24 protein-coding genes are annotated in these 26,269 nt (G+C 74.8%); 11 read left to right on the forward strand and 13 right to left on the reverse strand.

Features of this window, described 5'->3' with window-relative positions:
• Positions 1 to 150: 150 nt before the first annotated feature.
• The 3 genes from ACFWUZ_RS07155 to uvrB form a co-directional block, all read right to left on the reverse strand.
• The gene (locus ACFWUZ_RS07155) at positions 151 to 2,118 is read right to left on the reverse strand and encodes a TerD family protein (protein ID WP_384368397.1); all 1,968 of its coding nucleotides are present in this window, start codon (positions 2,116 to 2,118) and stop codon (positions 151 to 153) included.
• 44 nt (positions 2,119 to 2,162) lie between these two features.
• Positions 2,163 to 2,741, reverse strand: coding sequence for a TerD family protein (locus tag ACFWUZ_RS07160; protein WP_384368863.1), 579 nt, complete (start codon positions 2,739 to 2,741; stop codon positions 2,163 to 2,165).
• A 91-nt stretch (positions 2,742 to 2,832) separates the two neighbouring features.
• Positions 2,833 to 4,980, reverse strand: a complete 2,148-nt coding sequence (gene uvrB / locus ACFWUZ_RS07165; RefSeq protein ID WP_384368400.1) for an excinuclease ABC subunit UvrB — start codon at positions 4,978 to 4,980, stop codon at positions 2,833 to 2,835.
• 284 nt (positions 4,981 to 5,264) lie between these two features.
• Between uvrB and ACFWUZ_RS07170 the strand changes: the two genes are divergently transcribed.
• The 3 genes from ACFWUZ_RS07170 to ACFWUZ_RS07180 all read left to right on the forward strand — a co-directional run bounded on the left by ACFWUZ_RS07170 (position 5,265) and on the right by ACFWUZ_RS07180 (position 8,548).
• On the forward strand, positions 5,265 to 6,224 hold the full coding sequence (locus tag ACFWUZ_RS07170) for a glycerophosphodiester phosphodiesterase (RefSeq protein ID WP_384368403.1): 960 nt from the start codon (positions 5,265 to 5,267) through the stop codon (positions 6,222 to 6,224).
• Positions 6,225 to 6,271: 47 nt separating this feature from the next.
• A complete protein-coding gene (locus ACFWUZ_RS07175; RefSeq protein WP_384368406.1) occupies positions 6,272 to 6,844 on the forward strand; it encodes a methylated-DNA--[protein]-cysteine S-methyltransferase in 573 nt (190 codons plus the stop codon).
• Positions 6,845 to 7,177: 333 nt separating this feature from the next.
• Positions 7,178 to 8,548, forward strand: coding sequence for an MFS transporter (locus tag ACFWUZ_RS07180; RefSeq protein WP_384368409.1), 1,371 nt, complete (start codon positions 7,178 to 7,180; stop codon positions 8,546 to 8,548).
• A 33-nt stretch (positions 8,549 to 8,581) separates the two neighbouring features.
• Here the strand turns inward: ACFWUZ_RS07180 and ACFWUZ_RS07185 are convergent, their stop codons facing one another.
• Entirely contained in the window at positions 8,582 to 8,962 is a 381-nt protein-coding gene (locus ACFWUZ_RS07185) for a cupin domain-containing protein (RefSeq protein WP_384368412.1), read from the reverse strand.
• A 451-nt stretch (positions 8,963 to 9,413) separates the two neighbouring features.
• Between ACFWUZ_RS07185 and ACFWUZ_RS07190 the strand changes: the two genes are divergently transcribed.
• Together ACFWUZ_RS07190 and ACFWUZ_RS07195 are read left to right on the forward strand one after the other, a co-directional pair.
• The gene (locus ACFWUZ_RS07190; protein WP_384368415.1) at positions 9,414 to 10,358 is read left to right on the forward strand and encodes a pseudouridine-5'-phosphate glycosidase; all 945 of its coding nucleotides are present in this window, start codon (positions 9,414 to 9,416) and stop codon (positions 10,356 to 10,358) included.
• Positions 10,355 to 11,254, forward strand: coding sequence for a carbohydrate kinase family protein (locus tag ACFWUZ_RS07195; RefSeq protein WP_384368418.1), 900 nt, complete (start codon positions 10,355 to 10,357; stop codon positions 11,252 to 11,254). Before ACFWUZ_RS07190 ends, ACFWUZ_RS07195 begins: the two co-directional genes overlap by 4 nt.
• A gap of 32 nt (positions 11,255 to 11,286) precedes the next feature.
• Here the strand turns inward: ACFWUZ_RS07195 and ACFWUZ_RS07200 are convergent, their stop codons facing one another.
• Positions 11,287 to 11,934 carry a uridine kinase gene (locus ACFWUZ_RS07200; protein WP_384368421.1) on the reverse strand — a complete coding sequence of 216 codons (648 nt, stop codon included), beginning with the start codon at positions 11,932 to 11,934 and terminating at the stop codon, positions 11,287 to 11,289.
• A gap of 93 nt (positions 11,935 to 12,027) precedes the next feature.
• Between ACFWUZ_RS07200 and ACFWUZ_RS07205 the strand changes: the two genes are divergently transcribed.
• On the forward strand, positions 12,028 to 13,473 hold the full coding sequence (locus ACFWUZ_RS07205; protein ID WP_384368424.1) for a WGR domain-containing protein: 1,446 nt from the start codon (positions 12,028 to 12,030) through the stop codon (positions 13,471 to 13,473).
• A gap of 112 nt (positions 13,474 to 13,585) precedes the next feature.
• Here the strand turns inward: ACFWUZ_RS07205 and ACFWUZ_RS07210 are convergent, their stop codons facing one another.
• The gene (locus tag ACFWUZ_RS07210) at positions 13,586 to 13,954 is read right to left on the reverse strand and encodes a cupin domain-containing protein (RefSeq protein WP_384368427.1); all 369 of its coding nucleotides are present in this window, start codon (positions 13,952 to 13,954) and stop codon (positions 13,586 to 13,588) included.
• Between the two features lie 139 nt (positions 13,955 to 14,093).
• Between ACFWUZ_RS07210 and ACFWUZ_RS07215 the strand changes: the two genes are divergently transcribed.
• A complete protein-coding gene (locus ACFWUZ_RS07215) occupies positions 14,094 to 14,792 on the forward strand; it encodes a DUF2293 domain-containing protein (RefSeq protein ID WP_384368430.1) in 699 nt (232 codons plus the stop codon).
• A 27-nt stretch (positions 14,793 to 14,819) separates the two neighbouring features.
• Here the strand turns inward: ACFWUZ_RS07215 and ACFWUZ_RS07220 are convergent, their stop codons facing one another.
• A complete protein-coding gene (locus tag ACFWUZ_RS07220; RefSeq protein WP_384368433.1) occupies positions 14,820 to 15,470 on the reverse strand; it encodes a chaplin in 651 nt (216 codons plus the stop codon).
• A gap of 195 nt (positions 15,471 to 15,665) precedes the next feature.
• On the opposite strand from ACFWUZ_RS07220, the gene ACFWUZ_RS07225 reads away from it, so the two are divergent.
• Positions 15,666 to 16,217 (forward strand): hypothetical protein, encoded by a 552-nt coding sequence (locus ACFWUZ_RS07225; protein ID WP_384368436.1) that lies wholly within the window; start codon positions 15,666 to 15,668, stop codon positions 16,215 to 16,217.
• A 46-nt stretch (positions 16,218 to 16,263) separates the two neighbouring features.
• Positions 16,264 to 16,803, forward strand: a complete 540-nt coding sequence (locus ACFWUZ_RS07230; protein ID WP_384368439.1) for a GNAT family N-acetyltransferase — start codon at positions 16,264 to 16,266, stop codon at positions 16,801 to 16,803.
• 42 nt (positions 16,804 to 16,845) lie between these two features.
• On the opposite strand, the gene ACFWUZ_RS07235 is transcribed toward ACFWUZ_RS07230, so the two are convergent.
• The 3 genes from ACFWUZ_RS07235 to ACFWUZ_RS07245 form a co-directional block, all read right to left on the reverse strand.
• A complete protein-coding gene (locus ACFWUZ_RS07235; protein ID WP_384368442.1) occupies positions 16,846 to 18,051 on the reverse strand; it encodes an SWIM zinc finger family protein in 1,206 nt (401 codons plus the stop codon).
• Positions 18,048 to 20,948 (reverse strand): SNF2-related protein, encoded by a 2,901-nt coding sequence (locus tag ACFWUZ_RS07240; protein WP_384368445.1) that lies wholly within the window; start codon positions 20,946 to 20,948, stop codon positions 18,048 to 18,050. Before ACFWUZ_RS07240 ends, ACFWUZ_RS07235 begins: the two co-directional genes overlap by 4 nt.
• A gap of 104 nt (positions 20,949 to 21,052) precedes the next feature.
• Entirely contained in the window at positions 21,053 to 22,777 is a 1,725-nt protein-coding gene (locus tag ACFWUZ_RS07245; RefSeq protein ID WP_384368448.1) for a helix-turn-helix domain-containing protein, read from the reverse strand.
• Between the two features lie 171 nt (positions 22,778 to 22,948).
• Here ACFWUZ_RS07245 and ACFWUZ_RS07250 point away from each other — a divergent pair, with 171 nt between their 5' ends.
• Together ACFWUZ_RS07250 and ACFWUZ_RS07255 are read left to right on the forward strand one after the other, a co-directional pair.
• Positions 22,949 to 23,566 carry a hypothetical protein gene (locus tag ACFWUZ_RS07250; protein WP_384368451.1) on the forward strand — a complete coding sequence of 206 codons (618 nt, stop codon included), beginning with the start codon at positions 22,949 to 22,951 and terminating at the stop codon, positions 23,564 to 23,566.
• An 85-nt stretch (positions 23,567 to 23,651) separates the two neighbouring features.
• Complete coding sequence (locus tag ACFWUZ_RS07255) at positions 23,652 to 23,975, forward strand: DUF6343 family protein (RefSeq protein WP_384368454.1); 324 nt, start codon at positions 23,652 to 23,654, stop codon at positions 23,973 to 23,975.
• A gap of 4 nt (positions 23,976 to 23,979) precedes the next feature.
• On the opposite strand, the gene ACFWUZ_RS07260 is transcribed toward ACFWUZ_RS07255, so the two are convergent.
• The 3 genes from ACFWUZ_RS07260 to ACFWUZ_RS07270 all read right to left on the reverse strand — a co-directional run bounded on the left by ACFWUZ_RS07260 (position 23,980) and on the right by ACFWUZ_RS07270 (position 26,081).
• A complete protein-coding gene (locus ACFWUZ_RS07260) occupies positions 23,980 to 24,384 on the reverse strand; it encodes a tetratricopeptide repeat protein (RefSeq protein ID WP_384368457.1) in 405 nt (134 codons plus the stop codon).
• A 65-nt stretch (positions 24,385 to 24,449) separates the two neighbouring features.
• The gene (gene coaE / locus ACFWUZ_RS07265; protein WP_384368460.1) at positions 24,450 to 25,094 is read right to left on the reverse strand and encodes a dephospho-CoA kinase; all 645 of its coding nucleotides are present in this window, start codon (positions 25,092 to 25,094) and stop codon (positions 24,450 to 24,452) included.
• Positions 25,095 to 25,142: 48 nt separating this feature from the next.
• Positions 25,143 to 26,081, reverse strand: coding sequence for a PAC2 family protein (locus ACFWUZ_RS07270; protein WP_384368866.1), 939 nt, complete (start codon positions 26,079 to 26,081; stop codon positions 25,143 to 25,145).
• Between the last annotated feature and the right edge of the window lie 188 nt (positions 26,082 to 26,269).

Here is a 26,269-nt window from a genome sequence, read left to right on the forward strand (position 1 = left end):
TGACCGAACCGGTCCGTATTGACGGGCACGCCGTAGCAGGAAAGCAGGAATACTCCCCTCCGCACGCCACAGCCTACCCGCCGGAGGCAGGAAAGGTAAAGGGAGTCCCAAGGACTGGTCAGCGGCAGGTCATCCGTGTGCCGCCGGCCGTCACGGTCGGGCGGTCCGCCGGGCCTGTGCGATCCGCTCCAGGGCCTGGTCCAGGACCCGGCTGCCCTGCGGAGGCAGGTCCGGCTCGAAGGTCCAGGCGTGCCCGACCCAGGGGTCGGCGAGATGGTTGTCCGGGACCGGCGACAGCCGCATCAGCGAACGCCACAGCGGGTCCAGCAGCGGTCCGTAGGCCGAGGCCTCGTCACGGTCCGCGACCATCAGCAGGTGCACGCCGACGGCCGAGCCCTCGTCGGCGAGGTAGCGGAGCTGGGTGACCGCGCGGTCGTCGAAGCCGTGCGGGAAGTCGTGCACGATCAGCAGCTGCTCGGCCGTGTCCACGTCCGGCGGCAGGTCCTCGGGGGCGCCGGCCCGCAGCGCCATCTGTACGAGGTCCACCCGGCGGGTCAGCCCCGCCAGGGTCTGGGTGACCCCCGCGGCCCCCGCCGCGGGCGGCGCGGCCAGCACCCCGGCCCGCACCAGCGGCGCGAGCGAGGCGGCTCCGGCGCCGGCCGCGTCGATGACGTGGACGGAGAACCGGTCGGCGGGGTGGGCCGCGAGCAGCCGCACGGCGTGCGCGACGGCCATGTCCATGGCGGCCCGGCGCAGCCGGTCGGTGTCCATGGTCATCGCGGCTTCGGAGCCGGTGCGGCCGTTGTCGATCCAGAGCCCGCGCTCCAGCGGGACCCGGACCAGCATGGGGATGCGCAGGGCGGGCCGTTCGGGCAGGTGCAGGTCGCCCAGGCGCAGGGCCAGCGGGCCCTCCTCGGGTGTCCGGTGGCCGTGCCAGACGGGGTTGTCCCAGCGGGCGTAGGGGGCCGGCAGTGCGGGCTCGACCACCTCGCACTCGGCGGTCAGCTGGGCGAGGTCCCGGTCGAGGACGGTCCTGGCCTGGGCGACGAGCTCGTCGCGCCGGGCCCGCGCGGTGTCGCGGGCGGCGTTCCCGGAGCCGCCGAGGCGGTGGCGGGGGTCGGACAGGACCTCGTCGAGCTCGCGGTCCATGCGGGAGTCGGCGAACTCGACGGCGCTGCGGTAGGCGGCGACGGTTCGGGCCATGTCCTCGAACATGCCCCACACCTGGTTGTAGAGCCGCTCCTCCATGGACCAGCCGCTGGCGTCCCCGGCCACGGGGAGCGGGGGCTGGCCGGGCTGTGGCGCGGCGGCGGCCCGCGGCGCCGGCTCGGGCGGCTCGGTGCTGCTGCGACGGCGGCGCGGGTGGGCGTAGCTGATGGTGGGCGGGGAGCCCGGGGCGTCGGCGGCGGGTGCCGGGCCGGGAGTCCCCGGGTACGGGACCCCGCTGACGGGCACCGGGTCCGGCGGGACGGGCGGGGGCACGGGGCCCGGCGCCGTGTCCTGCGGGGCGCGCAGCCCGCGCGGGACCGTCGGTGCGGCGCCGGTGGGCAGCGCGGCGAGGGTGATGTCCCCCGACGGCGCGAGGCCCGTGGCCGCGGCGGCGACCTCGGCGGCGGCCGGGGCGGGCAGGCCCGCGTCGGCGAGGAGGGCGGACAGTCCGCCGGCGTAGCCCTGCCCGACGGCGCGGACCTTCCAGGCGCCCTGGCGCCGGTAGAGCTCCAGGGCGATCACGGCGGTCTCGTCCTCCAGCCCGGTCACGGTGTACCCGGCGATCTCCGCGCCGTCCGGGCCGGCCACGGCCACGTAGGAGGCGGCGACCTCGCCGAAGCGCGCCGGGCCGCCGGGGGGCAGGACGAGCAGCACGCCGACGCGCTGCACGGTGTCCCCGACGGCGTCGAGGTCGACGGCGATCCGGTGCTGCCGGGCCACCGCCTCGGGCACCTGGAGACCCGGCAGGTGCCGGGCACCGGGGTGGGCCACCGCGCCGGGGCCGGGCAGCCGCCCGTCGTCGCCGACGGCCGAGGCCAGTGCGAGCACGGGTGTGCCCGCGGAGACCCTGACCTCCACCCGGCTGTGGGACACGGGGTGGTTCTGCCCCCGGACCAGTTCGGCCGTCATCGTGCAGCTCCTCCCCCGTGCCTTTTCCTTTTGTTCCGTACGTCCTACAGGTGCGGCAGGATCGCCGGCATCAGGTCCTGGAACGTCCGGCCGTTGGCCGGGTTGCCGAGGGCCGTCATCTGCCAGCCGGCGCCCACGCGGGACACCTTCGCCATGATCTGCGCGGTGTACTGGCCGCCGCCGTCCAGGGTGTAGCGGGCCATCTCCTGGCCGTTCGTCTCGTCGACGATGCGGCAGAACGCGTTCTGCACTTCCTGGAAGGTCTGGCCGGTGAAGGAGTTCACCGTGAAGACGATCTGGTCGATGTGCACCGGAACGCGCTGCAGGTCGACGAGGATCGCCTCGTCGTCCCCGCCCTGGCCGACGCCGCCGACGAGGTTGTCGCCGGTGTGCCGGACCGAGCCGTCGTCGCTCTGCAGGTGGCGGAAGAAGACGACGTCCACGGGCTGCTTGTCGGCGAAGAGTACCGCCGAGGCGTCCAGGTCGATCTCCCGGGTCCGCGACCCGAACAGCCCGCGGCGCTTCGCCGCCTGCCAGCCGAGGCCCATCCGGACCGCGGTCAGCGTACCCCCGTCCGCCTTCTGCAGACTGATGGCCTGACCCTTGGTCATGTTGACCGTCACGTGCTGTCCCCTCTCCATAGCCCGCCCCGTCCGACGGCGCGGCGCAGCATGTACCTGCGGCTGCGGCACAACCCTACTGACAGGCTCCCTGTCAGGCGAGGCCCGCTTCCTTCATCTGCCGCAGCTCCTTCTTCAGCTCGCTCACCTCGTCGCGGATCCGGGCCGCCACCTCGAACTGCAACTCGGCGGCCGCTCCGCGCATGCGCTCGGTCATCTGCTCGATGAGAGAGGCCAGTTCGGCGGCGGGCCGGTCGGTGAGCACCTCCCCGGCCTGGGCTCCCCGGGCTCCCTTGGCTGCCTTGCCCGCCTTCGCCGCGGCCGCCTTGCCGCCGAGCGCGGGGACGGGCGCCTTCGCGCCCTTGCCGTCCTGCCGGTAACCGGTGCCGAGGAGCTCCTCGGTGTCGAGCTCCTCGCGGGCGATGGTGGCGACGATGTCGTTGATCTTCTTGCGCAGCGGCTGGGGGTCGATCCCGTTGGCCGTGTTGTAGGCGATCTGCTTCTCGCGGCGCCGGTTGGTCTCGTCGATGGCCTTCTCCATCGCCGGGGTCATCTTGTCCGCGTACATGTGCACCTGTCCGGACACGTTGCGGGCGGCGCGGCCGATGGTCTGGATCAGGGAGGTCCCCGAGCGCAGGAAGCCCTCCTTGTCCGCGTCGAGGATCGCCACCAGGGACACCTCGGGCAGGTCGAGGCCCTCGCGGAGCAGGTTGATGCCGACCAGGACGTCGTACTCGCCGGCACGCAGCTCGCGCAGCAGCTCGATGCGGCGCAGGGTGTCCACGTCGCTGTGCAGGTAGCGGACCTGGATGCCGAGTTCCAGGAAGTAGTCCGTGAGGTCCTCGGACATCTTCTTGGTGAGGGTGGTGACCAGGACCCGCTCGTCCTTCTCCACCCGCTGCCGGATCTCGTGCACCAGGTCGTCGATCTGGCCCTCGGTGGGCTTGACGACGACCTCGGGGTCGATGAGGCCGGTGGGGCGGATGATCTGCTCGACGAAGCCGTCGCCGCGCGAGAGCTCGTACTTGCCGGGGGTCGCCGACAGGTAGACGGTCTGGCCGATCCGCTCCTGGAACTCCTCCCACTTCAACGGCCGGTTGTCGAGCGCGGACGGCAGCCGGAAGCCGTGGTCGACCAGGGTCCGCTTGCGCGAGGCGTCGCCCTCGTACATCGCGCCGATCTGCGGCACGGTGACGTGCGACTCGTCGATGACGAGGAGGAAGTCCTCGGGGAAGTAGTCGATGAGCGTGTTCGGCGCGGAGCCGCGCTCGCGGTCGTCCATGTGCAGCGAGTAGTTCTCGATGCCGGAGCAGGACCCGATCTGGCGCATCATCTCCAGGTCGTAGGTGGTGCGCATGCGCAGGCGCTGCGCCTCCAGCATCTTGCCCTGCTTCTCCAGCTCGGCGAGGCGCTCGGTCAGCTCCGCCTCGATGCCGCGGACCGCCTTCTCCATGCGCTCGGGGCCGGCGACGTAGTGGCTTGCGGGGAAGACGTACAGCTCGCGGTCCTCGCTGATGACCTCGCCGGTCAGCGGGTGCAGGGTGGAGAGGGCCTCGATCTCGTCGCCGAACATCTCGATGCGGACGGCCAGTTCCTCGTAGACCGGGAAGATCTCGATGGTGTCGCCGCGCACCCGGAAGGTGCCGCGGGTGAAGGCCACGTCGTTGCGCGTGTACTGGATGTCGACGAAACGGCGCAGCAGCTGGTCCCGGTCGGTCTCCTCGCCGACCTTGAGGGAGACCATGCGGTCCACGTACTCCTGGGGGGTGCCGAGGCCGTAGATGCAGGACACGGAGGCGACGACGATCACGTCGCGCCGGGTCAGCAGCGAGTTGGTCGCGGAGTGCCGCAGCCGCTCCACCTCCTCGTTGATCGAGGAGTCCTTCTCGATGTAGGTGTCCGACTGCGGTACGTACGCCTCGGGCTGGTAGTAGTCGTAGTACGAGACGAAGTACTCGACGGCGTTGTTCGGCAGGAGCTCGCGGAACTCGTTCGCCAGCTGCGCGGCGAGGGTCTTGTTCGGCGCCATGACCAGGGTCGGGCGCTGGAGCTTCTCGATCATCCAGGCGGTGGTCGCCGACTTGCCGGTGCCGGTCGCACCCAGCAGGACGACGTCCTTCTCACCTGCACGGATGCGCTTCTCCAGCTCGGCGATGGCCGCCGGCTGGTCGCCGCTGGGCTGGTAGGGGCTGACGACCTCGAAAGGCGCCACCGTGCGTTCGATCTTCGATACGGGCCGCATGACTCCACCGTACGACCCCCCACTGACACGCACGCGCCCCCACCGGGTTTCCCGCACCGCTCGGGCCGGTCCGGCGCGCCGCCGGCCCGGCGGGTCGCGGGCGCGGGGGCCGCCCGAGCGGATCTCATTCGTTCTGGTCCGTTTGTCGTAGTTCGGTGGCGGCCCGGTGATCTTCAACCCCATGATCGCCGTGCAGGCCCCGCCGTGAAGTGCATCGGTGCAACGTCTGTCGCTCCGCACATGTCTGACGCAGGACCAGGGCTCACGACCCGAGGAGAACGCACATGTACGTCGTCCGACCCGCCGCCGCGGCCGCCGCCGCCTTCGCCGCCCTGACGGGGCTCACCCTCACCGCGCTCGCCGGGACAGCCTCCTCCGCCACCTCCGCCGTCCCCGCCGCGCCCACCGCCCCCGCCGGGACCTTCCGCGCGCTCCCCCTCCCCGGCGGCCCCCTGGACGGGCTGTCGGGGCCCGTCGTCTACGCCCACCGGGGAGCCTCGGCCTACGCCCCGGAGAACACCCTCGACGCGATCGACCTCGCCATGCGGCTGGGCTTCGACTGGGTCGAGAACGACGTCCAGCGCACCAAGGACGGCGAGCTGGTGGTGATCCACGACGACACCCTGAACCGGACCACCGACGTCGAGCAGGTGTTCCCGGGCCGCTCCCCGTGGAAGGTGAAGGACTTCACGGCCGCCGAGATCGCCCGGCTGGACGCGGGCAGCTGGTTCGGCGAGGAGTTCACGGGTGCCCGGGTGCCGACGCTGCGGGAGTACATGAACCGGGTCCAGCGCAACCAGCAGCGGCTGCTCCTGGAGATCAAGAAGCCGGAGCTGTACCCGGGGATCGAGGAGCAGACCCTGAAGGTCCTGGACGAGACCGGCTGGCTCGACGAGCGCCACGTCGCGCGGCGCCTGGTCGTACAGAGCTTCAGCGCCGACTGCGTACGCAGCGTGCACCGGCTCCGCCCGGACCTCGTGACGGCCTTCCTGGGCACCCCTCCCGTGGCGGACCTCCCCCGGTACGCGGAGTTCACCGACCGGATCAACCCGTGGCACACCACGATCTCGGCCGACTGGGTCGCGGCGGTGCACGGCCTGCTGGGCGCCCACGGCAAGGCTCTGGAGGTGGACACCTGGATCGTGGACGACGCCGCGACCGCCCGGAAGGTCCGGGACATGGGTGTGGACGGGATCATCACCAACGCCCCGGACGTGGTCCAGGACGCCGTCGACGGGTTCTGAGCCGCCGGGCGGGCAGGCTTGTCGCGGGCGCGCCGTACCGTGGACGGGTGGACACCACCGAGCGGCCCCGCGGGCCGCACCTCGAATGGACCGTCGTCCCCGACGGCGGCACCGGCATCGGACCCGTGCTCGTGGCCGCGACCCCGGAGGGGCTGGTCCGGGTCGAGTTCCATGCCGGGCCGGACCGGATCGACGCCATGATCGGCCCGCTCGTCTCCCGGCTCGGCGCCGACGCCCGGCGGCCCGCACCGGGGGAGGAGGAGCTGCTGGCCGAGCCCGTGCGCCAGCTGGCCGCGTACTTCTCCGGGTCCCTGAAGCGCTTCGAGCTGCCACTGGACTGGCGGCTCAGCTCCGGCTTCAACCGGCAGGTCCTCCAGGAGCTGGACCGCTCGGTGCCGTACGGGGCGGTCGTGGGGTACGGGGAGCTGGCCGCCCGGGTGGGACAGCCCGGGGCCGCCCAGGCCGTGGGCAACGCCATGGGGTCGAACCCGCTGCCGCTGGTGGTGGCCTGCCACCGGGTCGTGGAGAACGACGGCGGGATCGGGGGCTTCGGCGGCGGCGTGGAGACCAAGCGGATCCTGCTCGCCCTGGAGGGCGTCCTCCCGCAGCCGCTGTTCTGAGGCCGGACCGCCGCCCGGCGGCGCGAGGTCCCGGCCGGCGGCCCGGCCGGCGCCGGGCCCGGTCGGCGCCGGTCACCCGGGCGGCTCCGGTACCCCGGTCGGCGCCGGTCACCCGGGTTCCCGGCCCCGGTCGGCGGGCCCTGGCGGACCGGCCTGGTGGGGCTCGGCGGACCGGGCCGGCGCACGGTCCCGTCGGGCGGCCGGCCAGGAGCTGGAATACCCGGTTTCGCGGCGGGGTGAGGGGTGGGAAACTGCCGCGGTGACCACTCCTGCCGTCGCCCCAGGCTCCGCAGTCCCCCGCCGCGCCCCGCTCCCCCGAAGGGGGTGTACCGCGTGAGCGCCGCACCGGACACCGGCCGCCCGGCTCCGGCGGTCTCGGCGGCGGACCTGCCCCGGCTGCAGCGGCGCACCTCCGGGGTGCTGATCGCCAGCCAGGTCCTGGGCGGTATCGGCGTGCCGATCAGCATCGCCCTGGCCCCGGTACTGGCGACCGAGGTCAGCGGCACCGAGGCCATGTCCGGCCTGGCCTCCACCGCCGCCGTGATCGGCACCGCCCTGGTCTCGCTCCCGCTCGCCGCCCTGATGACCGCGCGCGGGCGCCGGCCCGGGCTGGTCCTGGCCTACGCGATCGGCGCGGCGGGTGCGTGCCTCGTCGTACTCGCCGCCACGATCAAGAACTTCCCGCTGCTGCTGCTCGGCATGGCCGCGTTCGGCGCCGCCTCCTCAGCGAACCTCCAGTCCCGGTTCGCCGCCGCCGACCTCGCGGCCCCGGACCACCGGGCCCGGGCGATCTCCCTCGTCGTGTGGGCCTCCACCATCGGCGCGGTGCTCGGCCCCAACCTGTCCGCCCCGGCCAGCCGCAGCTTCGCCGGGACCTCCATACCCCAGACGGCCGGGCCCTTCGTGTGGGCCGCGGCCGTCTTCCTGCTCACCGGCGCCCTGATAGCCGTGCTCCTGCGCCCGGACCCCCTGCTGACGGCCCGGGCACTGGCCTCCCCCGGGGAGCAGGGCCGCGCAGGGCACTCGCTGCGCGCCGGGGTCGCCGCCGTCAAGGCCTCCCCGCGGGCGCGGCTCGCGCTGCTGACCGTCGCGGTGTCCCACACCACCATGGTCTCGATCATGGTGATGACCCCGATGGACCTCAGCCACCACGGAGCCGGGCTGGAGCTCATCGGCCTGGTGATCAGCGTGCACATCGCGGGCATGTTCGCGTTCTCGCCGGTGATGGGGTGGCTCGCCGACCGCCTGGGCCGGCTGTCGGTGATCGGCCTGGCGGCGGGGCTGCTGTCCGTCGCCGCACTGCTCGCGGGCACGGCCGGGCCGCACCACGGCCGGACCACGCTCGGCCTCTTCCTGCTGGGCCTCGGCTGGTCCGCCGGGATGGTGTCCGGCTCGGCCCTGCTCACCGACTCGGTGCCGCAGCCCGCGCGGGCCGCCGTACAGGGCTTGAGCGACCTGACGATGAACACCGCCGCGGGGGTGGGCGGAGCCGCCTCCGGCCTCGTCATGGCGCAGGCGGGCTACGGCTGGTTGAACGCCATCGGCGCCGCCCTGCTGCTGCCGATGGCGGCGCTCGCGCTCTTCACCGCGCGCCGGTACCCGGCGCCGGCGAAGGACCTGAAGGGCGCGGGGGACGAAGGTCGGGTCACGGACGTCCAGGACACCGACGTGAAGGGCACCGACGTGAAGGGCACCGACGCCTGAGGGGCGCGCCCGCGGAGGGTGTCGGGGACGGTGTCACGGAAGGCTGATGTGGTACGCCTTGCGGAGCGTCTCGTGCACGGTCCAGGTGGTCCGGTCGCCCTCGCGGAGCACGCAGGCGGACCCGGAGCCGACCTCCATCGTCGCGCCGCCCTCGACCTCGATGGTGGCGCGGCCGCTGACCACCACGAACAGCTCGTCGGCCTCGGTGTCGGTGACCACCCCGGGGGTGATCTGCCAGATCCCGCGCAGCTGCTTGCCGTCCGGGGACTCCCACAGCACCTTGCCGGTGACCACCGGTGCACCGGAGAGGACCTGTTCCGGATCCAGCTCCTCCATCTCCAGGTCGGCGTCCGGGACCTCCGGTACGGAGACGGCGAAGGAGGCGGGGGCGGCGCTGTGGTCACTGGTGCTCATGACGCGCACCCTAGTGCGCCCGCACCGCCGGCCGCGGTGACCGGAGCGTCCAGCGCCGGCGGGGCGGACGCGTCACTCTGTCCAGCGCCCGGCCGGGGTGTGCGGGCCGCAGGACGGCGCCGGTCGGAGCGTGCCGGTGCCACGGCTGCGAGCCGACGGTCCCTCCCCCGGCCCCTTCGCGTACGTGCGGGGCCTCGCTCCGCGCCCGGGTCCGGCGCGGCCCCTCGTCAGCGCAGGTGGACGGTGAGCAGGGCGCTGGGCACGGTACCCGCAGGTTCTCGGGCAGGGCCGCGGGCACGTCCCCGGCCGTGCGCGGGTGCGGCAGGGCGTCGCCCGCGCCGACACGCCGGAGAAGGCGCGGGGGCAGCGGAGGGGGCGGTCCTCGGACAGGTCGGGACGGGTGGGGCGGAAGTGCGTTTGGGGGCGCGCATCCGGAGCCATGGATGGGGACATGTCACAGCACAGAGCAGAGGGATCCCTGTCCGGCGGCCCGGTCCTCTCGGAGGAGGTGCGCGAGGCGCTCGCCCGGCGGCGGCCCGTCGTGGCCCTGGAGTCGACGATCATCGCGCACGGGCTGCCCCGCCCCCGCAACCTGGCGGTCGGCGAGGAGCTGGAGGCGCTGGTGCGGGCGGAGGGCGCCGTCCCGGCGACGGTCGCGGTGCTCGACGGGGTGGCGTACGCGGGGCTGGACAAGGCGCAGCTGGAGCGGATCGCGGGCGGTGAGGGCGTACGCAAGCTCGGCCACCGGGACCTGGCGCCCGCGCTGGCCACGGGGGCGACCGGGGCGACGACGGTGTCCGCCACGGCCTTCCTGGCCGCGCGGGCGGGCCTGCGGGTCTTCGCCACGGGCGGGCTGGGCGGCGTGCACCGGGAATGGGCGCAGACGCAGGACGAGTCGGCGGACCTGTCTCTCCTGGCGCGGACGCGGATCACGGTGGTGTGCGCGGGGGTGAAGTCGATCCTGGACGTTCCGGCCACCCTCCAGCGGCTGGAGACGCTGGGGGTCGGGGTGCTGGGGTACCGGACGCAGCGGTTCCCGGGGTTCTACCTGGCCGATTCCGGGGAGCCGGTGGACTGGCGCGTGGACCGGCCCGAGGAGGTCGCGGCGGTGATGGCCGCTCAGGACGCGCTCGGGGGCCCCGGGTCGGCGCTGCTGGTGGCCCATCCGGTGGCGGAGGCGGACCAGCTGGATCCGGACCTCCACGACCGCGTGCTGGCCGAGGCGCTCGCGGCCTGCCGCAAGGAGGGGATCACGGGGCAGGCGGTGACCCCCTTCCTGCTGGGGTTCCTGGTACGGGCGACCGGCGGTGCCTCGCTGGAGGCGAACCTGGCGGCGGTACGGGGCAACGTGCGGCTCGGGGCCCGGATCGCGGGGGCCTGGGCGGAGCGGGCGTGACCGGGGCGGGGGCGCTGGTCGTCGTCGGGGACGTGGTGACGGACGTGGTGGCGGTGTACGCGGAGCCCCTGTCGCCGGCCACGGACACGGCCGCCCGGATCCGGACCCTGCCGGGCGGTGCGGGGGCGAACGCGGCCTGCTGGGCGGTCCGTACGGGGGCGCAGGAGGTGCGGCTCCTCGCCCGGGTCGGCGCGGGTTCCGCGGGATGGCACGAGCGGGCGCTGCTCGCGGCGGGGGTACGGCCCCGGCTGGTGATCGACGAGGAGGAGCCGACCGGGACGGTGGTGGCCCTGGTGGGCAAGGACGCGGAGCGGACCTTCCTCACCGACAGCGGGGCCTCGCTGCGGCTCACCCCCGCCGACTGGGTGCCGTCGCTGCTGGACGGGGCGGCCCATCTGCACCTCTCCGGCTACCTGTTCTTCGCCGACAGCAGCCGGGACCTGGCCCTCGTCGCGCTGCGGGCCGCCCGGGCCCGGGGGGTGCCGGTGAGCGTGGACCCGGCCTCGGCCGGGTTCCTGCTCGCGCTGGGGCCGCGGCGCTTCCTCGATTCCGTGGCGGGGGCCTGCGTACTGCTGCCCAACGAGGACGAGGCCCGGCTGCTGGCCGGCCTGCCGCAGACGGCCGGGGCGGCGCGCGCGGCGGCGGAGCTGAGCCGGCGGGTGCCGCTGGTGGTGGTGACCCGGGGCGCGGGCGGGGCGCTGGTCGCCGAGGAGGGCCGGGTCACCGCCGAGGTCGCCGCGGAACCGGCCGAGGCGCTGGACTCGACGGGCGCCGGGGACGCCTTCACCGGCGGGTTCCTCGCGGCCCGGCTGGCGGGCGCCGCCCCGGCCGAAGCGGCCCGCGCGGGCTGCCGGGCGGCGGCCCTTGCGGTCACCCGGCTGGGCGGCAGGCCTTGAGGGGGCGTCCTGCCGGGCGGGGTCCGGTCCGGCTACCGGGGCCGCAGGCCCGTCCAGGCCGGGTGGCGCGGGTCGTCGGCCCGGACCACCGCGTCGGCGGTCGACGCCGGGTCGGTGTCGGCCTCGTAGCGGGCGAAGGCGGGCAGCGTCCAGCGCGCGGACTCCTCGGTGCGGCGGGCGAGGGCCGCCGGGGAGAGCCGGATGTGGATGCTGAGGTCGAAGGGGAACCAGTGGCCCAGCAGCAGCGGGCCGTGCACGATCACCACGGCGCCGGGCGGGAGTTCGGCGTACGGGCTGCGGGTCGCCCGGTCGGTCACCGGGTCCCACAGGTCGGGCAGCACCCGCCCGGTGCCGCCGGGGTCCGTCGGGCCGAACACCTCGCGCCACAGCGCGGCGGTGTCGTACCAGCCGGCCAGGTAGGTGTCCACGTCCTCCCGGCCGAACTCGAAGCGCAGGGAGGCCGGTCGCAGGAACCCCTCGGCCGGGACCACGAGCACCGCCCGGCCGCGCAGCCGCAGTTCCCCGGCGAGGTGACCGGCGAGGACGGCCGTGCCCGCGGCGGGCGCCCCGTCGATGCCCACCCGCTGCCAGACGCCCTGTCCGGGGTCGGGCGCACCGTCGCCGAGGTGGGCGGCGAGCCGCTCGGCCATCCGCTGCCATGTGATCGCTTCCAGCTGCACCAGCCCATTGTCAGTGGTGGCCCGTAGCTTTTTCCACGAGGGATCACCGGCGGAAAGGGCGTCGGCGGCCTGGCCATCGGGGAGGGGTCTGTCATGGCTCGGGAGACGACGTACCTGGAGCTTTCGCAGGAGGGCGGCGGTGCGCACAAGTTCTACGAGGTGACCGTGGACGGTACCGCGGTCTCCGTGCGGTACGGGCGCATCGGTGCGGACGGACAGCTGCAGAACTCCTCCTTCCCGACCGTCGAGAAGGCGAGGGCGGCGGCCGCGAAGAAGATCGGCGAGAAGGTCCGCAAGGGGTACGCCCCGGCCGTGCGGGGGCAGCGCGTGGCACGGTCGGTGACCCGCCGCCAGGTCACGTCCGCGCCGTCGACGGCGCGTGGGGTGGCCCCCGTGCTGTGGCGTTTCCGCACCGGCTCCTCGGCCTTCGGGATCCATGTGGACGAGGACCGCTGCTGGGTCGGCAACCAGGCGGGCGACGTCTACACGCTGAGCCACGGCGGTGAGGTGCTGGCCCGGTACTCCCTGCCGGACGGGGTGAAGTGCCTGGTGGCGGACGAATTCTGGATCTACGCGGGCTGTGACGACGGCACGGTCTACGACCTCTCGTCGAAGGTGCCGTTCGGGGCGTACGACATCGCGGCGGACGTGGACATCTTCTGGCTCGACATCCGCGAGGGCGTGCTGAACGTGTCGGACCGCAACGGCGGGCTGACGGTCATCGACCACGAGGACGAGTTCCAGTGGTCGCGGCGCTCTCCGGGTTCCAACGCGTGGATGGTCCGGGCGGACGCGGACGGGATCTACCACGGGCACAGCAAGGGGGTCACGGCGTACGCCCCGGACGGCGGCGGGGAGTTGTGGCACACGGACACCGCCGGCTCGGTGCTGTTCGGCTGGCAGGAGGAGCACGCGGTGTACGCGGGCACCGGCCGCAACGCCGTGCAGCGGCTGTCGAAGGCGACCGGCGCGGTGGAGGCCACCTACCGGTGCGACGCGGCGGTGTACTCGTGCGCGACCTCGCCGGACGGCCGGCACGTCTTCGCGGGCGACCTCTCCTCGTCGGTGTACTGCTTCGACGCGGACGGGCAGCGGCTGTGGAAGCTGGGCACGGGCAGCGGGGCGGCGCTGTCCATGCAGTACTTCGACGGGCGGCTCTACCTGGTCACCACCGACGGTTCGCTGGTGTGTGTGGACGCGAGCGAGCAGGCGATCGCCGCGGCGCAGCAGGGGTCGGTGCCGACAGCGAGGGATGTGAAGTCGGCGGCGGCCCTGCCGGTGTTCACCCCGGCCAGGTCCGCCTCGGCGGTGGCGACCGTGTCGGTGGCCGCGGCGGGGGCGGGCGGCGTGGTCGTGGAGTGCGTCCAGCAGGGCGGCCGGATGCGGGTCCAGGTGGTGTCGGACGGGTTCGAACCCTCCTGGAACGTGCAGTTCCCGCGCGGGATCCGCGAACCGGGGGCCCGATACGTGGTGGAGGGGCTGCACGCGGCCTCCGGGGGCTTCTACCGGGTGCGCGGGGAGATACGCCGCCTGGTGTGACCACCCGGGGGGTGCCGGTCCGCGGCGCACGGGGGCGGGCCCGCGCCCGTACGGGGCCAGGGGCGGGCTGCGGCGGGGGTTCCGGGGCGGGGCCGGGGTCAGGGGCGGAGGTTCAGGCGGCGTGTTCCCGGCACACCGCGGGTGTGGCTCCGCAGGGGGTGGGGGCGGGTATGGAGAAGGGGGTTCCGGCGGGGAGCGCCGGGGTGACGTGGAGCACGACCGGGTCGGAGCCGAGGTTGTGGCCCAGGTGGATGTGCCCGATGCCCGCGGGTTCCACGAAGGTGGTGCCGGTCGGATGCACCTCGACCGTGCGGTCGTGCAGGACGCGGGTCAGCGTCCCGGCGAGGACGACGGCGTTCAGCTGCACCCGGTGGTAGTGCCAGCCCGTGCAGCCCCCCGGTGCGATGACGATCTCCCGCCCGTTCGGCGCCGTGAAGGCGCGCGGCCCGGCCGGCCGTGTCGTCGTCTGCTGTCCCCGCATGTGCCCTCCTCAGTGGACGGGCCACCGCCCACCAGCCACACCGTAGAAGGCCGACACGGCTTCGAGGAAGAGTTGGCAAAACCTCAACCGCCCTTCGCCACCAGGTGATATGAGGTTCCTTCGGCGGTATCACACCTGTATGAGCCTGGTCGTCTTCGAGTCAGCGAAGCAGATCCACTGCGCGGAGTGCCGGCACGGGCCGCTGCGGCACGTCGTGCGCGAGGCGGGCGTGCCGCGCTGCCTGGACTGCGCGGACCTCGGGCACCTGGTGTACCTCCCGCGGGGGGACGCGGCACTCACCCGCCGGTCCCGTGAGGGCAGTTCCCTGTCCGCGGTCGTGGTCCGCTTCAACCGGCGTCGCCACCGCTACGAGCGTCAGGGGCTCCTCGTGGAGGACGCCGCGCTGGCCCGGGCCGAGCGGGCCTGTCTCGCGGACGCGGAGGCGCGGGCCCGGCGCCGGGAGCGCGACCGGCTGCGGCGCGCGGCCGAGGACAGCCGGTTCACTGCGGCTTTCGCTGCCGAGATAGTGCGGCTGTTCCCCGGTTGCCCGGCGGAGCGTGCCGTGGCGATCGCCACCCACGCCTCGGTGCGCGGAAGCGGCCGGGTGGGCCGCAGCGCGGCAGGCCGGGCCCTGGACGAACTCGCCGTGTCGTACGCGGTCCGGGCGGCCGTGCGGCACACCGACACCGAGTACGACGCCCTGCTGATGGCGGGTGTTCCCCGCTTCGCCGCCCGCGCCCGCCTCGCCGCACAGATCGAAGCGGTCCTCGACGGCTGGCGCCGCCCACCGCCCCGCCGCCCCCGCGGCGCCCGGGAGGACCAGGTGCGCTCGGCTTAGGGCCAGGCGCCACTGTGACGACAGGGCCTAGTTCACGGGGCGGAAACGACGGTAGAGGAGGGCGCCGCCGAGCAGCAGGGCTCCGCCGCCGGGCAGCAGGTAGCCGAGGCCGTCGGTGCCGGTCTGGGCGAGGGCCTCGGTGTGACGCGGCGGTACCGGGGCCGGCAGCGGGGTCGCCGGCCGTTCGGTGACGGGCGGCCGGGGCGGCTGGAGCGGCTGGAGCGGCTTGCCGGGGGTGGTGGGCACCTCGCCGTTCACGGAGGTGTTGCCGCTGGAGCTGTTGCCGATCCCGACGACGCTCACCGCGTTCCCGCTGAGGTTCAGCGGGACGTCGACGGGGAGTTGGAGCCCGTTGCCGGACAGCAGCCCCGGCGAAGCCTTTCCGTTCCCATGAGCGGTGGCCCCGCCCCCGTTTGCCGAGCCGCCGCCCGAGCCTGGTTTCGACGGGCGGGCGGAATGGGACGACGGCTTCGACCCCTGATGCCCGCCGCCCTCCGTCGCCTCGTTGGCACAGCGGTTCCCGGCGGCCGGGTTGAGCAGGCCGACGACGCTGACGGTGTTCCCGCACGCGTTCACCGGGGCGTGCACCGGCAGTTGCACCAGATTCCCCGACAGCAGACCCGGTGACCGCTCGGCCCCACCGCCCGCCTCCGCGTCCGCGTGAGCCAGCCCGCTCACGCCCGCGACCGCCAGACCACCTCCTGCAACCACCGCCGCGATCAAGCCATTTCGACGACTGTGACGCATCAGTTTTCCTGCCTTCCGGAGAGGTTCCCGGGTGTTGGACCCGTACCGGAACAACGCGCTGAACCCGTTCGGGTTATAGAGCCGATAGGCATTTCACTCCATCGTGTACTGGGTACTGCCTATTTCATGACTGATCGCCCGCTGCTCCTCCTCGATGTGGACGGCCCCCTGAACCCCTTCCGGTCCCTCTTCGCCGGTCTGCGCGGGTACACGACCCACCGCATGCGGCCGGACGTGTGGCTCTCCTACCGCGACCCGGAGTCCCGCAGCGCCCGGCGCGGCGCGCGGGTACGCCTCCACCCGTCCCACGGGGCCCGGCTCCAGGCGCTGCCCTACGAGCTCACCTGGGCGACCGCCTGGACGCACCAGGCCAACACGCTGATCGCCCCGCACATCGGACTCCCGGGCGATCTCCCCGTCGTCGAATGGCCGGAACTCTTCGCCCGCGACCCGGAAGGCCTCTCGTGGAAGACGCGTCCCCTCGTCGACTGGGCCGCAGGCCGCCCCTTCGCCTGGGTCGACGACATGATCACCCCCCAGGACCGCGCCTGGGTCGCGGCCCACCACCCGTCCCCCGCCCTCCTCCTGCGCATCCATCCCCGCCACGGACTGCGCGAGCGCGATTTCACCACGCTGACCCGGTGGGCGGGCGGACTCCCCCGCCAGGAAGCCGGGTGAGGAAAAGGGATGGCCCCCGGGGCGGGACTCACGTGGAACGGGCGGCATGACTGAACTGCACACCGACCGGCTCACCCTGCGCCGTTGGCGCGCCTGCGACCTCGCACCGTGGGCGGCGATGAATGCCGATCCCGAAGTCCGGGAGCACCTGGGCGACCTGCTGACCCGCGGCCAGAGCGACGACTCCGTGGCACGCTTCCAGGCCGCGTTCGACCGGCGGGGGTACGGCTGGTGGGCGGTCGAGGTGCGGGCCACGGGCCGGTTCATCGGCTTGGCGGGCCTGGACGAGGTGGATGACGGCATGCCGTTCACCGGGACGGAGATCGGCTGGAGGCCGGCCCGTCCGGCCTGGGGGCAGGGCTACGCCACCGAGGCCGCACGGGCAGTCCTGGCCCACGGCTTCGACACGCTCCGGCTCCCCGAGGTCCTCGCCGTGACCACCGCCGCCAACCTCCGCTCCCAGGCGGTGATGCGCCGGATCGGCATGACCCGGGACCCGGCCGGCGACTTCGACGACCCCGCCGCGCCCGCCGGGCCGCTGCGGTCCCAGGTGCTCTACCGCGTCGCCCGCACGACGAACGCCTGACCGCCTCTGGTCCCACCGCACCCGGGGGGAGAGCGCGCGGGCTCAGGACCCGAGTGCGGTGACCGGGTCCGGGCAGGGGCGGCCCGTGGGCCACCAGTCGTCTTCGCCGGGGCGGGACTCGTAGGCGTACCAGAGGGAGTCACGGCCGAGGCGGAGCTGGCGCGTGGCGGCCGTGAGCCGGTTGCGGTCGGGGCGGAAGGAGCCCCGGGCAGCGGCCAGGAGCAGCGGGCGGGCCCGGTCGAAGGGGCCCGCCGGAGGGTCCCAGGGCTCTTCGAGGACGGCGAGGGCCGGGCGGCCGCCCTGGCGCCAGGCCGCGGCGGCCCGGGCCAGGTCGGTGGTGCTGCGGCCGGTGGCGCGCGCCAGGTCCCGGTAGAGGGTGCGGGCGGCTCCTGTGAGCCCCGCGGTGGGATGTGCGGAGGCCAGCCGGACGGCGTCCTGCCACAGGCTGAGCCCGGCGAAAGGGTCCTCGGCGGTGGTCAGCAGGGCGAAGGCCCGGGCGGCGGCGTCCGAGGCGAGCTGGTCCAGCGCCAGCGGATCCGGTGCAGCGGGGTCGGCCGGGTACGCGGGAGGGAGCCCCGCGGCGGCCGGTGCGGCGAACGGCGCCGGCAGCGGGGGCAGAGCGGTACGGGCCAGCGCCGCGCGGGCCGGGACCCCGGGGAAGTCCGGTGCGCTGTCGGGCCGTTCCCGTGCGGCGTGGGCGGCGTTGCGGCGGGTCAGCTCCTCGAGCAGCTCCCGCTCCCCGCGGCCGCGCAGCAGCAGCAGGACGAACGGGTCCTCGTCCAGGAGGCGGGCCGCGCGGTAGCAGAGGGCCGCCGCGTGCTTGCACGGCGGACGTGCCACGTCCGGGCAGGAGCAGCGCGGGACGAGCTCGCCGGCGCCCGGCAGGATCGATTCCGCGAGGCTGCGCGGCACCTCGCGCTCCAGCAGGGCGGCGAGCGCCGCGGGATCGGCCGCGACCGCTTCCAGCAGTTCGCTCCACCGCGCGTCGGGGAAGGCGGACAGGACCAGCTCGGTGCGGTAGGGGCGCGGCCGGCCGCCCCGTACGTAGGCCACGATCCGGCCCGGGGTGACGGTGACGGCGTCGACGTGGCCCTCGGCCGCGTAGGTACGGCCCCGGGCCAGGCGGGCCGCGTCCCGGGAGACCTCCTCCAGAGCCGACACCCACGCCCGGCCCCACCAGCTGACGGCCTCCGCGCTGGCGGGCACGGTCTCGAAGGTGCGGCGGCGGTCGTCCTGCGCGGTGATCACTCGGGCCTCCTCAGTGAGACGAGGTCGGCCAGCTCCCGGTCGGTCAGCTCGGTCAGCGCCGACTCGCCGGAGCCGAGGACGGCATCGGCCAGCGCCCGCTTCGCCTCCAGCATCTCGGCGATCCGGTCCTCGACCGTGCCCTCGGTGATGATCCGGTGCACCTGCACCGGCTGGGTCTGCCCGATCCGGTAGGCGCGGTCGGTGGCCTGCTCCTCGACCGCCGGGTTCCACCAGCGGTCGAAGTGGATGACGTGTCCGGCCCGGGTCAGGTTCAGCCCGGTGCCGGCCGCTTTCAGCGACAGGAGGAAGACGGGGACCTCGCCCGCCTGGAAGCGGTCCACCAGCTCTTCGCGGCGCGGCACCGGCGTCCCGCCGTGCAGGAGCTGGTGGGAGATCCCCCTGGCCGACAGGTGCTGCTCGATGAGCCGGGCCATCGTCACGTACTGGGTGAAGACCAGCACCGAGCCGTCCTCGGCCAGGATCGTGTCCAGGAGTTCGTCGAGCAGGGCGAGCTTGCCCGAGCGGTGCGGGATCCGGGGCTGCTCCTCCTTCAGGTACTGCGCGGGGTGGTTGCAGATCTGCTTGAGCGAGGCCAGCAGCTTCATGATCATGCCGCGCCGCTCGATGCCCTCGCTCGCCCCGATCACGGCCATCGCCTCGTCCACCGCGGCCTGGTAGAGCGAGGCCTGCTCGCGCGTGAGGGAGACCGGATGGTCCGTCTCCGTCTTCGGCGGCAGCTCGGGCGCGATGCCCGGGTCGGACTTCTTGCGCCGCAGCAGGAACGGCCTCACGAGGGCGGCCAGCCGGGCGACCGCCGCCTCGTTGCCCCCGTCCTCCTCCTGCTGGTGCTCCACCGGGCGGGCATGGCGGGCCCGGAAGGCGGTGAGCGGCCCCAGCAGCCCGGGCGTGGTCCAGTCGAGGAGCGCCCACAGCTCGGAGAGGTTGTTCTCCACCGGGGTGCCGGTCAGGGCCACCCGGGCGGGCGCCGGGATCGTGCGCAGCGCCTTCGCGGTCGCCGAGTGCGGGTTCTTGACGTGCTGGGCCTCGTCGGCGACGACCATGCCCCAGTCCTGCCCGGCCAGCCGGGCGGCGCTCGCGCGCATCGTGCCGTACGTGGTGAGGACGAAGCCGCCGTCCAGCCCGTCCAGGCTGCGGGTGCCGCCGTGGAAGCGGCGCACCGGTACCCCGGGGGCGAACTTCTCGATCTCCCGCTGCCAGTTGCCGAGCAGGGACGCCGGGCAGACGACCAGGGTCGGCTGCGGCCGGTCCCGGTGCAGGTGCAGGGCGATCAGGGTGACGGTCTTGCCCAGGCCCATGTCGTCGGCGAGGCAGCCGCCGAGCCCGAGCGAGGTCATCAGGTCCAGCCAGGCCAGCCCGCGGGCCTGGTAGTCGCGCAGGGTGGCCTTCAGCGCCGCCGGCTGCGGCAGCGGGGCCAGCTCGGCCGTCAGCCGTGCGCGCAGGGCGGCCAGCGCCCCCACCGGGACCACCTCGACCGGCTGCCCGTCCACCTCGGCCGTGCCCGAGAGGGCGACGGCCAGCGCGTCCACCGGGTCCAGGAGGCCCAGCTCCCGCTTGCGCGCCTTGCGCACCAGCTCGGGATCGACCCGCACCCACTGGTCCCGCAGCCGCACGACGGGCCGGTGCGCCTGGGCCAGGGCGTCCATCTCGCCCGGGGTGAGCCGGTCGCCTCCGAGGGCCAGCTCCCAGGAGAAGGCGAAGAGGTGCTCGGCGTCGAAGAAGGCGGTGCCGTCGGTGGCGGATCCGGGCGCGGTGGACCGGACGACGGCGGTCGCCGAGAGCGTACGGGCCAGCTCGCGCGGCCAGTGGACCAGGACGCCGGCGGCGGCCAGCCGGCCGGCGGCGACGCCCAACAGGTCTTCGAGCTCCGGGTCCGACAGGGCGAGGACATCGGGGGCGGGCTGGTCCAGCAGCCGCAGCAGGGGCGGCCAGACCCGCGCGGCCCGGCGCAGTGCCAGCACGGCGTCGATCCGGGCGCGGGGGCCGAACCCGGCGGCGGCCGCGCCGGCCCACAGCTGCCCGGCGTCGGTGACCAGGGTGGGGTCGGCGAGGCTGTGCACCTGGACGACTGCGGCCCCGGCCCGCCGGACGTCCTCGGCCGGGCCGGCGTCCTCCGCGGCCTCCCCGTCGAAGAGGCGGAAGGAGGACAGGTCGAGCTTGAGCGAGATGCCCACGCCGGTGTCGGCGCCGGCCGCGACCTGCGCGGCCCAGTCCGCCATCCCGGGCACCCGCTGCGGTTCCCGGGCGGCGAAGGCCGGCCCGGCGGCCACCGGCGCGGCCGGGGTACGGGGCAGGACGTCGGCCACGGCGTCGAGGAACGCGCGGACCAGCGCCTCCGGTTCGGGCAGCTGGAGCGGGCGGCGGCCCGCCAGGGGGGTCGCGTACCCCTCGTACGGCAGGGCGGCTGCGACCGCGCGGAGGTGGTCGACATCGGCGGCGTCGAGGGGACCGGCGCGCCAGGCGTCGACCCCCTCGGGGGTGAGGCCGGGGAGCAGCCGGCCCCGGGCGGCCAGGGTCAGGGCCTGGGCGGCGACGGTGCCCCAGGCGCGGGTGGCGGGATGGGCGGCGGGGCTGTGGGGGGCCCGGGCGAGCAGCGGCAGGGCGTCGACGACGGAGAAGGTCACCGCGGGCACGGTCCGGCTGCGCACCCCGTCGCCGTGCGGGCGCACGACGGTGAGCGGTGTCGGGGTACCGGCTTCGGGCAGCGGGTCCCCGTCGGGCGCCCAGAACGCTATGCGGCCCTCGCGGGGGACGGCGGCGGGCAGGAAGAGGGCCGCGTGGCGCAGCAGCGCGCCTTCGGCCCCGGTGGGCGGCGGCTGCGTCCGAGCCGGTGACCGCGGCTGCGCGGGCGGCGGGCCTGCCTCCGGCTGCCGTGCCATGGTGTCCCCTCCCCCGGTCGGTCCCGCTCGGTGCGGTTTCCTCTGCACCGAGTCTAGGTCGGGGCACTGACAACACCTTTGACCTGGTCGTACGCCCCGTCTGCTCAGCGCGCCCAGCGGCCGCCCTGTTCCGTCGCGTACCCGTAGACGGGCCGGCCGGTGGTGGCGCTGGTCCGCAGCGGCCGGCCGTTGTCGTCGAGCCGCAGGGTGCCGGTGCCGGAGGGCCCGGTCCAGCGCAGGTCGAGCGACCAGTCGCAGTCGCAGCCCTTGGTGGCGGCCTCCACCCGCAGCACGACCGGCTCCGCGGCCGAGACCCGCAGCGGGAAGGAGGGGGCGGGGACCCTGTTGCCGCCGTCGTTCCCGGCGACGGGACGGGCCAGCGGCCTCGGCGCGTCCAGGTTCACCGCGAACCCGGCCGGGGTGAGCCCTCCGCCGCAGCCCTGGGACATCTCGTAGACGTTCCAGGCGAGCGGGGCGCGCCGGGCGGCCACCCGTACTTCGAGGTCCTCCAGGACCACGGCTCCCGGTCCCGTGCCGTGCAGGGTGACCTCCACGATCTGCGTCCCGGCGTGCACCGCGCGCTGCGAGGAGGCCCAGGCGGGCGCGTCCGCCTCGACGGGGGGCGGGGGCAGTGCCCCCGGGCCCTGCTCGGCCAGGTACGCGTGCTCGCAGCCCGCGGCCCATACGTGCGACCGCACCGCCGCCCTGAGCGGCGCCGCGGTGGCCGGACCCCGGCCGGGCTCCGTGCCGGGGGGCGGTACGGGCACCTGCGTCGGGGCGGAGGCCGGAGCCGAGGCCGGGGCCGAGCCCGGGGCGGACGGGGAGGCGGACGAGGGCGATGCGGTGCCCGGTGCCCCCGGCGCGGGCGTACCGGTCCCCGCGGGGGACGAGGCCGGGGGCGCCACCGAAGCCCCCGCCCCGGCCGAGGGGGTGCCGCCGCCCCCGGGCAGTGCGGCCGTCAGCACCGCCACGGCCACCGCGCCCGCCACCGCCCCGGCGACGACGGCCGTGGCTCCCCGGCGCCGGTACCAGGGCGGCCGGAGCGGCGCCGGTACGGCCACCCGCACGGCCCCGTCCACCGACGCCGGCTCCGCCCGCCCTCCCTGCACCCCGCCGACCCCGGCAGCCACCTCCGCCCCCGCAACCGCCCCGACACCGGACCCCGCACCCGGCCCGTCGCCCGGCTCCGCAGCCTGGACCCCACCGGGCCCGGCAGCCGCACCGGCACCCGGTTCCGCACCCGGCCCGGCAGCCGGCCCTACAGCCCGCCCAGCGCCTGACTCCGCAGCCCACCCAGCAGCCTGGACCCCACCGGGCCCGGCAGCCGCACCGGCACCCGGTTCCGCACCCGGTTCCGCACCCGGCCCGGCACCCGGCCCGGCACCCGGCTCCGCAGCCCGCCCGGCGCCCGGCTCCGCGGACTGGGCTCCGCCGGGCCCGGCAACCGGCCCCGCGGGCGCGGCCGCGCCCGGCGCCGTGCCCCGCCCGGTTCCGGGGGCCGCCGCGGAACGGGCCGCCGCCCGGCGGCGGGCGTCCGCCAGCAGCCAGGCCCGGTGCAGGCCCACCGCCTCGGCCGGCGAGGCGCCGCAGAGCCGCGCGAAGCGGTCCACCACCGCGAACTCCGCCGGCACGGCCTCGCCGTTGCAGTAGCGGTGCAGGGTCGAGGTGCTGGTGTGCAGCCGCCGCGCCAGCACCCCGTAACTCAGTCCCGCCCGCTCCTTCAGCGCCCGCATCAGCCGCGCGAACCGCTGCGACTCGCCCTCTTCCACGTCCTCGCCCCCGCGCCCACCCGCACCCACGGCGTCCCCCGTCCCACGACTGCGTTCCATGCAGGGGGTGTTCCCCCAGGTGACAGTACGTACGGCCGTTCCAGTGTCCCGAATCCGCCGCGATCCGTCGCCCGACACCCCGTCTCGGGGAAAGGCTGTCGGCGTAAGCATCCGCACCGATGACTCGCCTCGTCGAGACGCGTCCTGTTGAGACACCCGGGAGAACCGACCATGTTCCGACGCACCGGTACCGCCGCCACGTTCACCACCGCCCTCCTCGCGGCGGCCGCCGCCCTCGTCCTGACCGCCTCGACCACGGCCACGGCCGCCACCGCCCCGGGGTTCGTCAACGGCACCGACCTGCCGCCGCACCCCGGCTCGCCGTGGTTCGCCGGCAAGGTCACCAAGGGCCTGCCCGAGTCCGCGCCGTTCTGCCTGGAGGGCGTGCTTCCGGCGGCGGGCAGCTGGCACCGCCAGTTCGGCACCGAGTTCGACACCGGCGCCGTGCAGGTCTCCGTACGGTCCGCTTCGGCCTCCGCGGCCGCCAAGCTCGTCGGGACCCTGGAGCGCAAGGTCGCGGCCTGCGCCGCCGACTGGCTGCGGGCGACCCCGGGCGGCACGGCCTCCTGGCAGGACTACGGGACGCTGTCCGTCGAGGAAGGGGCGCACGTCTACGGGGTGCACGCCTCGATCCCGGAGTCCGAGCCCAGCGTGCACCTGTTCGGCATCGGCCGGGACGGTGCGACCGTGACCGTCGTGCAGTGGGGCCAGATGGGCGACCTGTCGCACGCCCCGGTCGCCGACTTCAAGAAGACGACCACGAAGGCCGTGAACAAGCTCAACCCCTGACCCGCGCCCCCGGTCCCACCCCGCGTCTGTGCGCCGGGTGGGACCATGGAACGAGGAACTCCGTGCGATATCCGAGGCGGAAGCCATGCGTTCCGGAAACGAGCCGGTGACCGCCCGCAGTCCGCTGCGGCTGCGGTTCTGGCTGAGCCTGTGGGGTCTGATCTGGGCCGCCGCCGGGACGACCGCGTTCTCGCTGGCCGGCCGTCCGGGGTGGGCGGCTGCCTGCGGGGTGGTCGCGCTGCTGGCCGCCGCGGACCTCGCCGTGGTGATCCGCCACATCCGCCAGGGGCCGCACTACCAGCCGGGCCGCGACATCCCCCCGTACGAGCCCCTGCACGATCCCCCGCCCACGAGCCGTGAGCCCCGCGGGACCCCGGGGGAGCCTCCCCACCACCCCTCGGAGGGCTGAGGGGCTACTGCTCGAAACGGGCCGCTTCCAGGTACTCCGGCTGCGGGTCGAGGGCGGCGGCCAGCCGGAAGTGCTTGCGTGCCTGCTCGGGCCGGCCGGAGCGCTGATGGGTGCGGGCCAGGGCGAAGTGGGCGAAGGCGTTGTCCGGCTCCCGCTCCAGGACCAGCTCGAACTCCAGCTCCGCCGGCCGCAGCTGGGCGGCGGCGAAGAAGGCCCGGGCGCGCAGCAGCCGGGCCGCGGTGTTCTCCGGATGGGCGGCTATGACCGAGTCGAGCAGCTTGACGGCGCCGCGCGGGTCGCGAGCCGCCAGCAGCTGCTCGGCGGCCCGGTAGTCGATGACGTGCGTCTCCGGGCTCGCCCCACCGGACGGCACGGGCGAGGACGGCGGCTGCGGTGTGGTGTCGGACACGGTCGGTTCCTTCCCTCTACGGGCGCGTTCAACGCCCCGCCCGTGCCCGTTGTTCCGTGCTCACGTCACGCCCGGGAACCCGCGTCCCCCGCTTCCGTCGCATCCGCCGCTTCCGTCCGGGCGCGCGCGGTGAGTTCGTCCCACACCTTGCGCACCTGCGGCTCCAGCGCCTCCAGCGGTCCGTCGTTGTCGATGACCAGGCTCGCCACGGCCAGCCGCTGCTCCCGGGTGGCCTGGGCGGCCATCCGGGCCCGCGCCTCCTCCTCGGTCATCCCGCGCAGCGCGGTCAGCCGCGCCAGCTGGGTCTGCGGGGCCGCGTCCACGACGACCACGAGGTCGTAGAGGGGCGCCAGCCCGTTCTCGGTGAGCAGCGGTACGTCGTGCACCACGATCGCGTCGGGGCCCGCGGCGGCCTCCAGCTCGGCGGACCGGGCCCCGACCAGCGGGTGCACGATCGCGTTGAGGGTCTGGAGCTTCGCGGGGTCGGCGAAGACGACGGACCCCAGCCGGGGCCGGTCCAGCGCCCCTTCCGCGGTCAGTACGTCCTCTCCGAAGGCGGCGACGACGGCGGCGAGCCCGGGGGTGCCGGGCTCGACGACCTCCCGCGCGATCCGGTCCGCGTCGACGACGACCGCCCCGTACCCCGCCAGCAGCCGCGACACCTCGCTCTTGCCGGCACCTATCCCGCCCGTCAGGCCCACTTTCAGCATGTCCGCAGCCTAGTACCGCGACGGGCGGGGCCGCCGTCGGCCCCGGTGTCAGTTCTCGCCTTCGCGCTCCGCCAGGAACCGCTCGAACTCGCGGCCGATCTCGTCCGCCGACGGGATCTCGGCCGGCTCGGCGATCATGTTGCCGCGGGCCTCCGCCCCGGCCGCCGCGTCGTACTGGTGCTCCAGGCCCTGCACGAGGGCGACCAGCTCCTCGTCGCCCTCGCGGATCTGCCGGTCGATCTCGGTCTGGGTGCGGTGCGCCTCGGTGCGCAGCGCGTGCGCCACGGCCGGCAGGACCAGCCCCGTCGCCGCCGTGACGGCCTCCAGCACCGTCAGCGCGGCGTCCGGGTAGGGGGAGCGGGCGATGTAGTGCGGTACGTGGGCGGCGACGCCCAGGACGTCGTGCCCGGCCTGGCCGAGGCGGAACTCCACCAGCGACTCCGCGCTGCCGGGCACCTGCGCCTCGTCGAAGGGGCTGCGGTGGCCGGGCATGAGGTCGGTCCGGTTGCCGTGCGGGGTGATCCCGACGGGCCGGGTGTGCGGGACGCCCATCGGGATGCCGTGGAAGTTGACCGACAGCCGGACGCCGAGCCGCTCGACGATCTGCCGGACGGCGACGGCGAACCGCTCCCACTCCACGTCCGGCTCGGGGCCGGAGAACAGCAGGAAGGGCGCACCGGTGGCGTCCTGGACGAGGTGGACCTCCAGCCGGGGTTCCTCGAACTCGGTCCAGTGGTCGCGCTGGAAGGTCAGCAGCGGGCGCCGGGCCCGGTAGTCCACCAGCCGGTCCGCGTCGAAACGGGCCACCACCTGGTGGGGCAGGGTGTCCAGGAGCCGCTCGACGATCTGCTCCCCGGCCTCACCCGCGTCGATGTACCCCTCGAAGTGGTAGAGCATGACCAGGCCGGCCGAGTCCTGGGCCAGAGCCAGGTCGGCCACCGCCAGGCCCTTGGCGTCCCACTCGTACAAACCTTGCGGATCAAGCACCGTCACCACTCCTCCTCGCCGTGTTCTCTGCCAAGAACGTCCAAGGCGACTGTGCCATTCCCCAGTTGACTCCTGGTCGGTTCCTTTCACAGGAAAGCAAAACGCGCGGGGCGGAACAGCAGTAGGGCCCGCCCCCCGGAGGGGGCGGGCCCTACTTTTCAGCTCAGCTCACACCGAGGTGTGATGCG

Origin of the sequence: Streptomyces sp. NPDC058646, from assembly GCF_042716875.1 — a bacterium.
In the GTDB taxonomy this organism is placed as follows: Bacteria; Actinomycetota; Actinomycetes; order Streptomycetales; family Streptomycetaceae; genus Streptomyces.